The following is a 13,718-nucleotide window of genomic DNA, read 5'->3' on the forward strand; positions in this document are numbered from 1 at the left end:
GTCAACATTGATAACCAGGGTGACAACAGAAGGGCTGCTGCGCAGCCCAGCGGGAGCAAGCTCCCTCGCCACGGGGATCAGTGATCAGTCAGGGTTTTGGGTATCCACCCGCCTCATCGCCGTCCGCTCATAACGCGGGTAAAGATGGCTGACGCTGCGAATCAACTCATACCGGCTCAGGCTGATCGCGGCGAAGCGCTCGGGGATGGGGCTGCGGATCATCTCGGCCATGTCGTCGCCCCGGGCCGCGCCGTCGCGCATCAGTTGGTCGAGCCAGCCGAGGTAGTCGCGCATCTGCGCGAATGGCCGGGCATCCGCCGCCAGCGGACCATGTCCGGGCACGATCTGCTTCCATGGCAGGCCCTGCAAGGTGTCCAGGTCCTTGAGCCATATCTCCAGGCCGGGGCTGTTCGGGGTGGTCAGCGCTCGCTCATAAAACACCAGGTCGCCGGCGAACAGCACGCCCGTGGTTTCATCAAGGATCGCCAGGTCCGCCCCGGTATGCCCGGCCAGCGCCAGCAAGCGCAACGAATGCTCACCCACCTGCAGCGTGCCGGGGCTCAACGCCTGCGTCGGCAGCACCACCTCGGTGCCGCGCATCCAGTCGCCCACCAGCCGGTACATGTTTTCCGCCATCGCGTCGCCCTGCTGTCGCAGCAGATCGGTGGTGCCGGGCAGCGCCCCGATGGGCACATCGCTGAAGGCCTGGTTGCCCAACACATGGTCAGGGTGATGATGAGTCAGCAGCACCTGAGCCACCGGCTTGTCAGTCGTTGCGGCGATGGCCTGGCGCAGCGCCTCGCCGTAGCGCTTCGACGGTCCGGTGTCGATGACCACCACGCCGGCCTCGGTGACGATGAACGCTGTATTGACGACATTGCCGCCGTTGACCTTGGCAAAATTATCCGTGCTGCCTTCCAGCAGCCATGTGCCCTCGGCGATCTGCCGTGGCTTGAGCGAATATTCGGTGGTGGACCAGGCCGGCAGGCACAGCCCAAGACAGATCAGCATCAACCAGCGCATGGCGTGCTCCTTGTGGTCAGGGAATGGCTGCGTCGAACTCGTTGCCGCTGGTGTCGCGCAGCAACAGGCGGGTCTGTCCCGGGCCCTGGATGTCGAAGCCCAGGGAGGGGTTTTCGCTGACCGCCGGAAACAGCTCCAGGCGCGCCAACAGCTTGCCGTCGGCATCCAGCAGCCGAGCCTGGTTGATGAAAAACTCCGGGATGCCGCTGACCAGGCCGTTGTCCATGGGGTGGGCAACCTGCAGACGCAGGCGACTCGAATCGCCCCGCGGGTAGCGACCGCCCAGCATTTCGCCCAAGTGCTCCTCCCAACCCGGTTGGGTGCGCACGACGCTGGGCGCGGTGCAGCCGCCACCCGCCGCGTCGATCAGCGTCGAACCGACGTGCCACAGCCCGTCGCGGGTCTGCACCGCCGCACGCAATGGAGTGGCTTGCTCGATGCGAATACGGATCGACAGCCAGGGCAGCACCCGTTCCGTGGGCTGGAAGTCGACAATCTTCGGCAGCGGGTTCAGTTCGGCCCAGGCCAATATACGCACGACGTCGCCGGTAAAGGCGCGGGCGTCGATTTCCAGCGGCACCTGGCGCGCGTCTTCGGCAAACGGTGGCGCCAGCAGCCGGACTCGCTCGTCGAACACGAACGGCGCGTCCGCCAGCAGTTGCTTGTGATAGAAAGCCCACATCACGGAAGGCACCGGGTCCTTTCCCGGCTCGATCGCGCTCGCCATCAACGGCAGGCAACACCACAGCAGGCCCCACGCTCGCCAGTTCATCGCTGCGCTCCTATTGATACATGTCCGGCACTTCGTAGCGCAGGCCATAGCGGGCATACACGGCCTTGAGGCTGCCGTCGCGGATCAACGCTTCCAAGGCTTCCTCCACCGCATAGGCCAGTTGCCGGTTGCTTTCGTGCACGGCCATGCCGATTTCCCAGCGCTGCTTGCCCATGTTCGGATAGGCGTTCTCTGCCAGGACCAATTGCGGATCAGCCGTCCGGTGCACTTGCCAGTCGATTTCCCCGCGCATCGCCATGACCGCATCGACCTCCCCGGCCTGCATGGCGCCGAAGGCCTTGGCAACGCTGGGATAATGGCGAGTCTTGGCACTGAGCATGCCGTTGAACACGGACGTCAGGTAGAACGACGGCACGCTGTCGACTTCAACGCCAATGGGGTGTTGCTGGAACACCGCAACGCTGCCCACCGAGTCCAGTCGACGCCGGTCGTACGCCAGTTGCCAGCATTCCTGCTGATACGGACCGAACATCACGACCTGGGCGTTCTCCAGCTCGCCAACGTCGTTGCGCCTTTGTACATAGTCATGGTCATAAGGCACTCGCATCATCAGATCGGCCAGTTGTCGATCGTGCAGCGGACTGCTGCGCCAGATGTAGTCGCGCAAGTCGTCGTCGAGCTTTTCGCCGGGCGGTGCCCAGAGCAATTTCAGCCGTACGCCCAGGGCCTTGGCCAGGGCCTGCGCCAGCTCCACGTCAACGCCCCGCGGCTGGCCCTGGTCTTCAAAGCTGTAGGGAGCGAAGTCCTTGTAGACCGCGACCTTCAATTCACCGGCGGCAATCATCTGGTCATAGCTGCGCACCTGCGCCTGCACCGCCTGGCCACACAACAGCAGGCTGCACATCACCCACGCGAACAGGCGCATGACAATCACTCCTCGACGTGCACGCTGTCCAGGTAGGTACGCACCGCCCACAGCGCTTCCTGGCTCAGGTAATCGGCCATTTTCGGCATATACACCCGGCCATCGCGCACCGCGCCATGGCGCACGCGTTCGACAAACCATTCATCGCCAGCCTCGGCGGCGTCGAGCATGCGCAAGTCCGGGGCGATACCGCCGGACTTGGCCTCAAGGCCATGGCAGGCCGCGCAGTTCTGGTTGTAGGCCGAGGCGCCGATCTCCACGGCTTTTTCGCGTTCGGGAGAATTGCGATACGGGTTCTGTGCCGCCCAGCCGTCGGCATCCAACGGCAGGTTGGTGTCCTTGATCGGCGTCAGCCCTTGGGTTTCCACTGCCTGGGGCACTACGTTGCCATGGGCCCATGCCGAGCCTGCGCCAGTCAGCCCTATCAGCAATGCGCTAGCGATGATGGCGTTGCGTTTTGTTGTCATTGTTATGCCCTCGAAATTGCACGCAAGACCTCTTCACAGAGGCCGTGCCGTCATCTTAGGAAGCGCCCGCCGCCGGCCGAATGCTGCTTTGGTGGCCGGGGTCTAGTTCCTTGGTAGCGGGCCATACGACGCAAGTCGCAAAGACAGGCGCTTTGGGAAGTCTTCCCGGCAAGGGCGGGACTTTTTCCGTATCGGACAAAGCTTGCGAGACCGACCCTAGTCAGGCCAAAACCTCACTGGGAAATCCCACCATGACAATAAAAACGCTACCTGCCCTCTCCTCCCTGAGCGTTGCCTTGCTGCTCGCCGGCGGCCTGTCCCTGGGTCCGCAGGCGCACGCCGCCGTGACCTGGGAAGACATTGCCAACGATCACCTGACGACGAAGGACGTGCTGCAATACGGCATGGGCACCAACGCCCAGCGCTGGAGTCCGCTGGCCCAGGTCAACGACAAGAACGTGTTCAAGCTCACCCCGGCCTGGTCCTACTCGTTCGGCGACGAAAAACAGCGCGGCCAGGAATCCCAGGCGATCGTCAGCGACGGCGTGGTGTATGTCACCGGATCCTATTCCCGGGTGTTCGCCCTCGACGCCCGGACCGGCAAACGCCTGTGGACCTACAACCACCGCCTGCCGGACAACATCCGGCCCTGCTGCGATGTGGTGAACCGTGGCGCGGCCATTTATGGCGACAAGATCTACTTCGGGACTCTGGACGCACGGGTGGTTGCCCTGGACAAGAACACCGGCAAGGTGGTCTGGAACAAGAAATTCGGCGACCACGCCGGCGGCTACACCATGACCGGCGCCCCAGTGCTGATCAAGGACAAGACCAGCGGCAAGGTCCTGCTGATCCACGGCAGCTCCGGCGACGAGTTCGGTGTCGTCGGGCAATTGTTCGCCCGCGACCCGGACACCGGTGAAGAGGTCTGGATGCGGCCGTTTGTCGAAGGCCACATGGGCCGCCTCAACGGCAAGGACAGCACGCCGACCGGCGACGTCAAGGCGCCCTCCTGGCCTGACGACAAAACCACCGAGACCGGTAAGGTCGAGGCCTGGAGCCACGGTGGCGGCGCGCCTTGGCAGAGCGCCAGTTTCGACCCCGAGACCAACACCATCATCGTCGGCGCGGGCAACCCCGGCCCGTGGAACACCTGGGCGCGCACCGCCAAGGACGGCAACCCGCATGACTACGACAGCCTCTACACCTCGGGCCAGGTGGGAGTCGATCCAAGCACTGGCGAAGTGAAGTGGTTCTACCAGCACACGCCCAACGATGCCTGGGACTTCTCCGGCAACAACGAGCTGGTGCTGTTCGACTACAAGGACAAGGACGGCAAACAGGTGAAGGCCACCGCCCACGCCGACCGCAACGGTTTTTTCTACGTGGTGGATCGCAACAACGGCAAGCTGCAGAACGCTTTCCCCTTCGTCGACAACATCACCTGGGCCAGCCACATCGACCTGAAGACCGGTCGGCCCGTGGAAAACCCCGGCCAGCGTCCGGCCAAGCCGTTGCCAGGCGAAACCAAGGGCAAACCTGTGGAGGTCTCGCCGCCGTTCCTCGGCGGCAAGAACTGGAACCCCATGGCGTACAGCCAGGACACCGGGCTGTTCTATGTGCCCGGCAACCAGTGGAAGGAGGAGTATTGGACCGAGGAGGTCAGCTACAAAAAAGGCTCGGCCTACCTGGGCATGGGTTTTCGCATCAAGCGCATGTACGACGATCACGTCGGCAGCCTGCGGGCGATGAACCCCACCACCGGCAAGGTGGTGTGGGAACACAAGGAGCCGCTGCCGTTGTGGGCCGGTGTGCTGGCAACCAAGGGCAACCTGGTGTTCACCGGCACCGGTGACGGCTTCTTCAAGGCCTTCGACGCGAAAACCGGCAAGGAGCTATGGAAGTTCCAGACCGGCAGCGGCATCGTCTCCCCGCCCATCACCTGGGAACAGGACGGCGAGCAGTACATCGGCGTGACCGTCGGTTATGGCGGCGCCGTGCCGTTGTGGGGCGGCGACATGGCCGAACTGACCAAACCGGTGGCTCAGGGCGGGTCGTTCTGGGTGTTCAAGATTCCGAGTTGGGATAAAGCGACGGCGCAGAAATAACCCTGACCCAACCTGAGCCCTGCCCCCACCACAACCCCTGTGGGAGCGAGCTTGCTCGCGATGGCGGTCGTTCAGTCGATATTTTCGTTGACTGACACTGCGCTATCGCGAGCAAGCTCGCTCCCACACTTGCCCGAGTGTAGGCCATGAAACCACTGCCCTTACTGCTTCTGCTCCTCGCCGCCGGTGCCAACGCCGACGACACCCCTCTGACCATCAACGGCTGCCTCATCGCCGAATCCAGCCAATGCCCCGGCGCCAACCTGCGGGGCGCCAACCTGGCGAGCCAGGACCTGCGCAAGATGAATCTCGCCGGCGCCGACTTGCGCGATGCCGACCTGCGTCATGCGCGGCTCGACCTGGCCAACCTTGAAAAGGCGCAGCTCCAGGGCGCCAACCTGAACCGTGCCAGCCTGCAACAGAGCAACCTGCGCCTGGCGAATTTCAGCGGCGCCACGCTCAAGGCAATCCAGGGCTGGGGGCTGTTCGCCCAGGGCGCACAGTTCCAGCGGGCCGACCTGAGCGGTGCCTACCTACAGTTCGCCCGTTTGTCCGGGGCTCGCTTGCACGAGGCCAACCTGCAAGCCGCCGACCTGGAGATGGCCTGGCTGAGCAAGGCCGACCTCAAGGGCGCCGACCTGCGCGATGCCAACCTGCAAGAGGTCAAGCTCGCTGAAAGCAACCTGGAACAGGCCAACCTGAGTGGCTCGCGCCAGCATTACGGGAATTTCCAGGATGCGAATATGCAGGACTGCATCGGTTGCCCCACAAGTTGGGATCACTGAGACCGTGGCGAGGGAGCTTGCTCCCGCTGGGGTGCGAAGCGCCCCCAAAACCAGACACCTCGGAATGTCAGGTTCATTGAATCGAGCTTGTTGGGGCTGCTTCGCAGCCCAGCGGGAGCAAGCTCCCTCGCCACGGACCAGCATTTCACCCAGCCACGCGCACCACGCCCATATCGATTCCCAGGTGGACCAGTTCGGCATGGGAGCTGACCTGCAGCTTGCTCTTGAGCAGCGTCAGATGGTTGGACACGGTCTTGGCGCTGATGCACAGCTGTTCGGCGATGGTCCGCGCCGGGGTGCCCCTGGCGAGCATGACGAAGATCTCCAGTTCGCGTTGGGTCATCGATTGCAGGCGCGGGTCCGCATCGGGCCGGCTGCTGGCGCAGGCCAGTTGGGTCGCCAGCGCCTGCTCGATATAGGCATGGCCGGCCAGCACCCGGCGCACCGCCTCCAGCAATATTTGCGGTGCCGAGTTTTTGGTCAGGTAACCCGCTGCGCCGGCGTCCAGCGCCTGGCGCACCAATGGCAGTTCGTCGTGCATGCTGAAAAACAGCACGCGCAGTTGCGGAAAGCGTTGACGCAGGCGGCGGGTGGTTTCCAGGCCGCTGATGCCCGGCAGGCCGAAGTCCATGATCACCAGGTTCGGCACCTGTTCCTGCACCTGGCTCAACGCTTCTTCGCCCGAGGCCGCTTCGCGCACCAGCAGTTCCGGCATCAACGCTCGCAACAGGCTGGCATAACCTTGCCGAACCACAGCGTGATCGTCCACCAACAAGATGTTCATGAAGCCTCCAGGGGAATGTTCAAGGCCAGCGCCCACCCGGCGCCGGGCTGGCTGATGATGCGCAGCTCACCACCAAGGCTGCGGGCCCGTTCGGCCATCGAATGCAGGCCGACACCCGCCCGGGCCGGTTGCTGCGCGCCACGTCCGTTATCGCGCACCAGCAGGCGCAGGCGGCCGCTGCGGTGCTGCAAGCGAATCCGTACCTGATTGGCGTTGGCGTGCCGGGCGATGTTGGTCAGTGCTTCCTGCAACAGGCGATAAAGGTGGGCCTTGTCAGGCCCGGTTATCGACGGCGATGCTCCATCGACTCGCAACTGACAGGCGATCCCGTGTCTGTCCTGCCACTGCCTCGCGAGCAGCCCGATTGCCTCGCACAATGGCAGGTGCTGCAGCACCACCGGATACAAGTCGTGGACCAACGCGCGAAAGCCTTTTTGCAGGTGATCGCAGTGTTCTTCCAGTTCGTGTGCCGTCTGCTCCAAGGCTGGCGGCTGATGGATGACCAGGCGCAGCAGACAGGCCCGTGCGCGAATACCGGCCACGTATTGGCCAAGGTCATCGTGCAGCGTCTGCGCCAGGCGCGTGCGCTCCTGCTCCTGCACTGCCAGCAGTGCCCGGGTCAGCCGGGCGTTGTCCGCGCGGGTCTGGGCCAGCGCGGCGGTCATCCGATTGAAATGCTCTGCCAACTGCTGGGCTTCCGAAACGCCTTCGGTGCGCAGGCTGACCTGCAAGTCCCCGGCGGACACCTGGCGCATCGCGTGGAGCAATTCATCCAGCAAACGCACGCCCCGGCGCACCGCCCAGCGAATCACCAACAAACTGACGAAGAGTGCCATCAGGCAGACGCCGAACAGTTGCGCCAGGGAATCGAGGATCTCGTCGATCTCATCCCGTGGGTCGACAGCGATCCAAGCCCGACGCCCATCCTGCAGGACCACCATCTGCGCAGCCGGGCCGTCGGCCAACAGTTGGCGACCCAGCCAGGCCTGCAACCCGGGATCGTTCGCCGGGGCGTTCTCCCCAGGCGCCAGCCAATGCACCCGCACGTGACGCAGGCTGCCGGTAAGGCGCGATTGAAGACTGGTCGGATCACGCTCGGCGGTTTCGCGCAGGTAATGCACCACCGACTCGGCCGATTGCAGTTCGCGCTGCACATCGGCGGTGGCCTGGTGCAGCAGCAGCGTTGCGCAGGCCACGGCGACCAGGGCAAAGAACACCGTGACCCAGAGGTTGATTCGCCAGAGGGCGGACATGGCTAGCGCCCCGCCCCCTGGTCTGAACCGGCCCCGTGTGGGACACCGGCCCTCTGTGGGACACCGACATCCTGTGGGAGCGAGCTTGCTCGCGATGACGGCGGCGCATCCAACATCAAGGTCGGCTGAACCACCGCTATCGCGAGCAAGCTCGCTCCCACAGGGATGGTCTTATGCCTGTCAACCCCGATCAGGCTCAGGATCAGCAACAACGGCAACAGCAGCGTCTTGAGTATCCGCACGATCCGTCCGCTCCCTGATGAATGACGATATCGCCATCCTAAAACCCCGACGCCCGCGCCGAGCTACTACCTTGGTACTGCCCCGGCGGTACTTTCTGCATATTTCCCCGCGCTCTTGGCCTTCCTATGCTGGCGCTACCTGCAATGGAGGATGTCATGCGTCGGCTTGCACGTTTTGCCCTGGTTTATCTGCTGGCTACGACCACCGCTCAGGCCGGCGATGCCGTGGCGTTGCAAGTGCGCATCGGCTACCTGGGTTATCGCCCCGATCCCGGCCCGCTGCTGTCCAATGTGATTGCCGAACCCACCGATGCCGGGCTGCGCGGCGCCGAGCTGGCGATTGTCGACAGCAACAGCACCGGACGTTTTCTCAAGCACGACTACCGCCTCGAAAGCGCCAGCGTAGACAGCCCCGAAGCGCTGCTTCAGGCCGCCCGCGCCCAGCACGATCGGGGCCTGCGGCTGTTCGTGGTGAATGCACCCGCTACCAGCCTGCGCCAGCTCAGCGCCGCCCTGCCCGACAGCCTGCTGTTCAACGCCGGCAGCCCCGACGACAGCCTACGCACGAGCGACTGCCTGGGCAACGTGCTGCACACCCTGCCTGATCGGGCGACACTCGCCGATGCGCTGATCCAGTTCAGCGTCGTCCGCAAATGGCAGCGCGCCTTGCTGATCGTCGGCCAGACACCCGCGGACCAGGCCTACGCCGCCGCACTGCGCCGGGCCATGAAGCGTTTCGGCATGAAGATCGTCGCCGAGAAACCCTGGCAGTTCGACAACGACCAGCGCCGCAGTGCCCAGGCCGACATGCCGCTGTTCACCCAGACCGCCGAATACGACGTGGTGCTGGTGGCCGACGAGCGCGGCGATTTTGGCGAGTACGTGCCCTACCAGACGTGGTACCCGCGCCCCGTGGCCGGGACCCAGGGACTGACCCCGACCGGCTGGCACAAGACCGTCGAGACCTACGGTGCGGCGCAGTTGCAAAAACGCTTCGAAGCCTTGGCCGGGCGCTGGATGAACGACCGCGACTTCGCCGCCTGGATCGCCGTGCGCAGCATCGCCGCCGCCGTCGGCAAACTGCGTCGGGATGACCCTTTCGCCATCCGCCAACTGGCCCTCGGCGACCAACTGCCGCTCGACGGTTTCAAGGGCCGCAAGCTCAGCTATCGCCCCTGGAACGGCCAATTGCGCCAACCCATTGCGCTGGTCCAGCCACGCGCCCTGGTCAGTACCTCGCCCCAGGACGGGTTCCTGCACCCCAGCAACGAAATGGACAGCTTGGGCTACGACCGGCCCGAAGTCAGCTGCCGCTACCCCTGATCAATAACAACAACAAGGAAAACGCCATGCGCCGCTCCCTGCTTTGCCAGATCCTCGCCTTCGGCGCTGCGTTGATCGCGGCGGGCCCTGCCGTCGCCGCCATCGCCTGGGTCTCCAACGAGAAAGACAACAGCCTGAGCCTGATCGATATGCACAGCCTGGAAGTCGTCGACACCCTGCCGGTGGGCCAGCGCCCTCGGGGTCTGCTGCTGTCCCATGACAATCGCCTGCTGTACATCTGCGCCAGCGATTCGGATCGCGTCCAGGTGATGGACGTTGCCACCCGCAAGATCATCAAGGAGTTGCCCTCCGGCAAGGACCCCGAACAGTTCGCCCTGCATCCCAACGATCGCTGGCTCTATGTCTCCAACGAAGACGATGCCCTGGTCACGGTGATCGACACCGAAACCTCCGAAGTACTCGGCCAGATCGCTGTGGGCGTCGAGCCCGAAGGCATGGCCGTCAGTCCCGATGGCAAGTGGGCCGTCAACACCAGCGAGACCACCAACATGCTGCACTGGATCGACACCAGCACCCAGACATTGGCCGACAACACCCTGGTGGACCAGCGGCCGCGCTTCGTCGAATTCAACCGCGACGGTACGCAGCTCTGGGCCTCGGCCGAGATCGGCGGCACCTTGAGCATTCTCGACGTCGCCACCCGCCAGGTACTCAAGACCCTGACCTTCCAGATCAAGGGCGTGCACCCGGACAAGGTCCAACCGGTGGGCATCAAGCTCAGCGCCGACGGCAAGCTGGCATTCGTCGCCCTGGGCCCGGCCAACCATGTCGCGGTGATCGACGCGCAAACCTTCGAAGTGCTGGATTACCTGCTGGTGGGTCGACGGGTCTGGCAGTTGGCATTTACCCCGGACCAGAAGCAACTGCTGGCAACCAATGGCGTCAGCGGCGATGTCTCGGTGATCGACGTGCAGAGCCGCAAGGCGCTCAAGTCGGTGAAAGTCGGACGTTATCCGTGGGGCGTGGTGGTGACGCCATGAACGTCTTGGAGGTCAGCGACCTGAGCTTCGCCTACGGCGCGCGCGAAGCCCTGCGCCAGATCAGTTTCAGCCTGCCCGCCGGACGCTTCGCCGCGCTGCTCGGGCCCAACGGTGCCGGCAAGTCGACGCTGATTGCCTTGCTGACGCGCCTGTACGACGTGCAACGCGGCGAGATCCGGGTCGGCGGCCACTCGTTGCAGGGCGCGGCGCGACAGGCCTTGCGCCAGTTGGGGGTGGTGTTCCAGCAAAGCACCCTGGACCTGGACCTGAGCGTCGAACAGAACCTGCGTTATCACCTCGCGCTGCACGGCTTTGCCCGGCGCCAGGCCGACGTCCGGATTGAGCTCGAACTGGCTCGCCAGCACCTGACCGAACGGCGTCACGAGCGGGTGCGCAACCTCAACGGCGGGCATCGGCGCCGGGTGGAAATTGCCCGCGCGCTGCTGCATGAGCCGCGCCTGTTATTGCTCGATGAGCCGAGTGTCGGCCTCGATCCGGCCAGCCGTCGGGCCCTTGGAGAGCATATCCGCCAACTGTGCCGCGAACAGGGCATCAGCGTGCTCTGGACCACGCACCTGCTGGACGAAGTGCAGCCTCGCGATGACTTGCTGATCGTGCATCAGGGGCGGCTGGTCGCCAGCGGTCGCGCCGAGGCGGTGAGCCTGGAACATGGCGGCAGCCTCGGCTCGGCCTTCGATCGATTGACCGACTCGGGAGTGGCCGCATGAATGCGTATTGGCAATGTTTCAGCGGCATCGTGATGCGCGAATGGCTGCGCTTCGTGTTGCAACGCACGCGGTTGCTCAGTGCCCTGGTACGGCCGTTGTTATGGTTGCTGGTGTTCGCCGCCGGCTTCCGGGCCGCCCTGGGCATTGCGATCATCGCGCCCTACGACACCTACATTCCTTATGAGGTGTACATCGTGCCGGGGCTGGCCTGCATGATCCTGTTGTTCAACGGCATGCAGGGCTCACTGTCGATGGTCTATGACCGGGAAATGGGCAGCATGCGCGTACTGCTCACCAGCCCCCTGCCCCGGGCCTTCCTGTTGGCGAGCAAGTTGCTCGCGACTTCGCTGATCTCGCTGTTGCAGGTCTATGCCTTTCTCGCCATCGCCTGGTTGTATGGCGTCCAGCCTCCGGCCACGGGCCTGCTGCTGGCGCTTCCGGCGTTGCTGCTGGTGGCCTTGATGCTCAGTGCCCTCGGCTTGTTGCTGTCCAATGCGATCCGCCAGTTGGAGAACTTCGCCGGGGTGATGAACTTCGTCATCTTCCCGATGTTTTTCCTGTCTTCAGCGCTGTACCCGCTGTGGAAAATGCTCGAGGCCAGTCCGTGGTTGTACTGGCTGTGCGCGGTGAACCCGTTCACCCACGGCGTGGAGCTGGTGCGCTTCGCCCTGTATGGGCAATTCAACCTGCTGGCAATGTCGGTGTGCGTGGGTCTGAGCCTGGTGTTTGCGTTGCTGGCGGTGTGGACGTTCAATCCGCAGCATGCGGCATTACGCAAGGCGAGTTGAGCAGCCGATACGCACGACCCCTTGTGGGAGCGAGCTTGCTCGCGATAGCGACGGTTCATTCAATAACGACATTGACTGATAAACCGCTATCGCGAGCAAGCTCGCTCCCACAGGGTCTGGGTGGGTACATCCGTTGGAAATTACTACTTTAGTACCGGTTTTCCTGTCTATGGTCGCATTCACAAGACCTCGACCGTGACATGTAATGGGCGCATAACAAGAAGGATAAAACCTATGCCCCGTTTGCTCGCGATCGTCTTGCTGGGCCTGTCGCTGAATGTCGCGCAGGCCGACACCTCGCTGTTTTCCCCGCAGGGCTTTCGCATCACTCAATACCGCAGCCCGACGCCCGCCTCCGCAGACAGCGCGCAAACCGTCGACACCGAAGCCTTGCAGCGCCTGCTAAAGCAAACGCCCGCGCCAGTGCTGATCGACGTCTACCGCCGGCCCTGGGTCCAGGGCCGGTTCATCGACACCGAACCCCATGCCAACCTGCCCGGCAGCTTGTGGCTGGCCAACACCGGCGACGGCGAACTGGACGCGACCTGGCAGGACTACTTCACGTTTTACCTGCGCAAAGCCACCGCCGGCCAGGCCGATCAACCGCTGGTCTTTTACTGCCGCTCCGATTGCTGGTTGAGCTGGAACGCGGTAAAACGCGCCGCCGCCTTGGGCTATAAACATCTGTATTGGTACCGCGACGGCCTGGATGCCTGGGAGGCGGCCAACCTGCCCCTGCAAGCGGCCCGCCCCGAACCCTTGCCCTGAATGGCCGAGAGCCGTGCAACTGCCCCAACACGACAATAACGAGGTGAATGGCCATGTATAAAATCCTGATAGCCGACGATCACCCACTGTTTCGCGAAGCCATCCACAACGTCATCAGCGACGGTTTCGCCGGGAGCGAGGTGATGGAAACCGCTGACCTGGACAGCGCCCTGGCGCTGACTCGCGAACACGATGACCTCGACCTGATCCTGCTCGACCTGAACATGCCCGGCATGCACGGCCTCAATGGCCTGATCAACTTGCGCAACGAGGCACCGACCATCCCGGTGGTGATCGTGTCCGCCGAGCAGGACAAGCAGATCGTCCTGCAGGCCATCACCTATGGCGCGGTGGGTTTCATCACCAAGTCGTCGCCGCGCGCGCAGATGACCGACGCCATCGAGCAGATCCTCAATGGCAACGTGTACCTGCCGCCAGACATCATCCGCACCCAGAAGAGCCCGACGGGCCGGCGCCTGAACGAGACCCCGGCGTTCCCGCCGGAACTGCTCCAGGCCCTGACCCGCAAGCAACTGCTGGTGCTCGAACGCATGACCAAAGGCGAGTCGAACAAGCAGATCGCCTACACGCTGGACATCGCCGAAACCACGGTCAAGGCCCACGTCTCGGCGATCCTGCGCAAGCTCAACGTGCATAACCGGGTGCAGGCGATTCTCAGTGCGGGGGATATCGATTTCGGGGCTTACCTGCGGCGTTGAACCGCGGCCTGGAGAAGATCGCCCGTGGCGAGGGAGCTTGCTCCCGCTGGGCAGCGCAGCGGCCCCAAACC

Annotated in this window: 14 protein-coding genes; 8 read left to right on the plus strand and 6 right to left on the minus strand. The window is 63.9% G+C overall.

The annotated features are described in order from the left end of the window. Positions 1-84: 84 nt before the first annotated feature. Genes J3P91_RS14920 through pedF form a run of 4 tightly spaced genes read right to left on the minus strand, consistent with a single transcriptional unit; the run spans position 85 to position 3,148 of the window. Positions 85-1,023 (minus strand): quinoprotein relay system zinc metallohydrolase 1, encoded by a 939-nt coding sequence (locus J3P91_RS14920; RefSeq protein WP_434600873.1) that lies wholly within the window; start codon positions 1,021-1,023, stop codon positions 85-87. A gap of 16 nt (positions 1,024-1,039) precedes the next feature. After that, positions 1,040-1,795 carry a quinoprotein dehydrogenase-associated SoxYZ-like carrier gene (locus J3P91_RS14925; RefSeq protein WP_434600874.1) on the minus strand — a complete coding sequence of 252 codons (756 nt, stop codon included), beginning with the start codon at positions 1,793-1,795 and terminating at the stop codon, positions 1,040-1,042. A 10-nt stretch (positions 1,796-1,805) separates the two neighbouring features. Next, the gene (locus J3P91_RS14930; protein ID WP_434600875.1) at positions 1,806-2,681 is read right to left on the minus strand and encodes a substrate-binding periplasmic protein; all 876 of its coding nucleotides are present in this window, start codon (positions 2,679-2,681) and stop codon (positions 1,806-1,808) included. A 5-nt stretch (positions 2,682-2,686) separates the two neighbouring features. Then, on the minus strand, positions 2,687-3,148 hold the full coding sequence (pedF, locus tag J3P91_RS14935) for a cytochrome c-550 PedF (RefSeq protein ID WP_434574013.1): 462 nt from the start codon (positions 3,146-3,148) through the stop codon (positions 2,687-2,689). A gap of 251 nt (positions 3,149-3,399) precedes the next feature. Between pedF and exaA the strand changes: the two genes are divergently transcribed. Continuing rightward, the gene (exaA, locus tag J3P91_RS14940; RefSeq protein WP_434600876.1) at positions 3,400-5,256 is read left to right on the plus strand and encodes a quinoprotein ethanol dehydrogenase; all 1,857 of its coding nucleotides are present in this window, start codon (positions 3,400-3,402) and stop codon (positions 5,254-5,256) included. A 146-nt stretch (positions 5,257-5,402) separates the two neighbouring features. Then, positions 5,403-6,041, plus strand: coding sequence for a pentapeptide repeat-containing protein (locus J3P91_RS14945; RefSeq protein WP_434600877.1), 639 nt, complete (start codon positions 5,403-5,405; stop codon positions 6,039-6,041). Positions 6,042-6,186: 145 nt separating this feature from the next. Here the strand turns inward: J3P91_RS14945 and J3P91_RS14950 are convergent, their stop codons facing one another. Together J3P91_RS14950 and J3P91_RS14955 are read right to left on the minus strand one after the other, a co-directional pair. After that, on the minus strand, positions 6,187-6,825 hold the full coding sequence (locus J3P91_RS14950) for a response regulator (protein ID WP_434600878.1): 639 nt from the start codon (positions 6,823-6,825) through the stop codon (positions 6,187-6,189). Further along, on the minus strand, positions 6,822-8,078 hold the full coding sequence (locus tag J3P91_RS14955; RefSeq protein WP_434600879.1) for a histidine kinase: 1,257 nt from the start codon (positions 8,076-8,078) through the stop codon (positions 6,822-6,824). The genes J3P91_RS14950 and J3P91_RS14955 overlap by 4 nt, the downstream gene beginning before the upstream one ends. Before the next feature lie 398 nt (positions 8,079-8,476). Here J3P91_RS14955 and J3P91_RS14960 point away from each other — a divergent pair, with 398 nt between their 5' ends. The 6 genes from J3P91_RS14960 (at position 8,477) to J3P91_RS14985 (ending at position 13,647) form a co-directional block, all read left to right on the plus strand. Next, positions 8,477-9,643: an ABC transporter substrate-binding protein gene (locus J3P91_RS14960; protein WP_434600880.1), complete on the plus strand. Its 1,167-nt coding sequence runs from the start codon at positions 8,477-8,479 to the stop codon at positions 9,641-9,643. Between the two features lie 26 nt (positions 9,644-9,669). Beyond that, positions 9,670-10,644, plus strand: a complete 975-nt coding sequence (locus J3P91_RS14965; protein ID WP_434600881.1) for a YVTN family beta-propeller repeat protein — start codon at positions 9,670-9,672, stop codon at positions 10,642-10,644. Then, entirely contained in the window at positions 10,641-11,372 is a 732-nt protein-coding gene (locus J3P91_RS14970) for an ABC transporter ATP-binding protein (protein ID WP_434600882.1), read from the plus strand. The genes J3P91_RS14965 and J3P91_RS14970 overlap by 4 nt, the downstream gene beginning before the upstream one ends. After that, the gene (locus J3P91_RS14975; RefSeq protein ID WP_434600883.1) at positions 11,369-12,160 is read left to right on the plus strand and encodes an ABC transporter permease; all 792 of its coding nucleotides are present in this window, start codon (positions 11,369-11,371) and stop codon (positions 12,158-12,160) included. The genes J3P91_RS14970 and J3P91_RS14975 overlap by 4 nt, the downstream gene beginning before the upstream one ends. 234 nt (positions 12,161-12,394) lie before the next feature. Further along, positions 12,395-12,928: a PQQ-dependent catabolism-associated CXXCW motif protein gene (locus J3P91_RS14980; protein WP_434600884.1), complete on the plus strand. Its 534-nt coding sequence runs from the start codon at positions 12,395-12,397 to the stop codon at positions 12,926-12,928. A gap of 53 nt (positions 12,929-12,981) precedes the next feature. After that, positions 12,982-13,647 carry a response regulator transcription factor gene (locus J3P91_RS14985; RefSeq protein ID WP_305500841.1) on the plus strand — a complete coding sequence of 222 codons (666 nt, stop codon included), beginning with the start codon at positions 12,982-12,984 and terminating at the stop codon, positions 13,645-13,647. The last annotated feature ends 71 nt before the right edge of the window (positions 13,648-13,718 follow it).

Source organism: Pseudomonas sp. Z4-7 (assembly GCF_051131965.1).
Lineage (GTDB): Bacteria > Pseudomonadota > Gammaproteobacteria > Pseudomonadales > Pseudomonadaceae > Aquipseudomonas.

What these genes read in the sequence shown, in the direction of transcription:
- J3P91_RS14920 (WP_434600873.1), bottom strand. Translation starts at nt 1,023, where the DNA reads ATGCGCTGGTTGATGCTGATCTGTCTTGGGCTGTGCCTGCCGGCCTGG.
- J3P91_RS14925 (WP_434600874.1), bottom strand. Translation starts at nt 1,795, where the DNA reads ATGAACTGGCGAGCGTGGGGCCTGCTGTGGTGTTGCCTGCCGTTGATG.
- J3P91_RS14930 (WP_434600875.1), bottom strand. Translation starts at nt 2,681, where the DNA reads ATGCGCCTGTTCGCGTGGGTGATGTGCAGCCTGCTGTTGTGTGGCCAG.
- pedF (WP_434574013.1), bottom strand. Translation starts at nt 3,148, where the DNA reads ATGACAACAAAACGCAACGCCATCATCGCTAGCGCATTGCTGATAGGG.
- exaA (WP_434600876.1), top strand. Translation starts at nt 3,400, where the DNA reads ATGACAATAAAAACGCTACCTGCCCTCTCCTCCCTGAGCGTTGCCTTG.
- J3P91_RS14945 (WP_434600877.1), top strand. Translation starts at nt 5,403, where the DNA reads ATGAAACCACTGCCCTTACTGCTTCTGCTCCTCGCCGCCGGTGCCAAC.
- J3P91_RS14950 (WP_434600878.1), bottom strand. Translation starts at nt 6,825, where the DNA reads ATGAACATCTTGTTGGTGGACGATCACGCTGTGGTTCGGCAAGGTTAT.
- J3P91_RS14955 (WP_434600879.1), bottom strand. Translation starts at nt 8,078, where the DNA reads ATGTCCGCCCTCTGGCGAATCAACCTCTGGGTCACGGTGTTCTTTGCC.
- J3P91_RS14960 (WP_434600880.1), top strand. Translation starts at nt 8,477, where the DNA reads ATGCGTCGGCTTGCACGTTTTGCCCTGGTTTATCTGCTGGCTACGACC.
- J3P91_RS14965 (WP_434600881.1), top strand. Translation starts at nt 9,670, where the DNA reads ATGCGCCGCTCCCTGCTTTGCCAGATCCTCGCCTTCGGCGCTGCGTTG.
- J3P91_RS14970 (WP_434600882.1), top strand. Translation starts at nt 10,641, where the DNA reads ATGAACGTCTTGGAGGTCAGCGACCTGAGCTTCGCCTACGGCGCGCGC.
- J3P91_RS14975 (WP_434600883.1), top strand. Translation starts at nt 11,369, where the DNA reads ATGAATGCGTATTGGCAATGTTTCAGCGGCATCGTGATGCGCGAATGG.
- J3P91_RS14980 (WP_434600884.1), top strand. Translation starts at nt 12,395, where the DNA reads ATGCCCCGTTTGCTCGCGATCGTCTTGCTGGGCCTGTCGCTGAATGTC.
- J3P91_RS14985 (WP_305500841.1), top strand. Translation starts at nt 12,982, where the DNA reads ATGTATAAAATCCTGATAGCCGACGATCACCCACTGTTTCGCGAAGCC.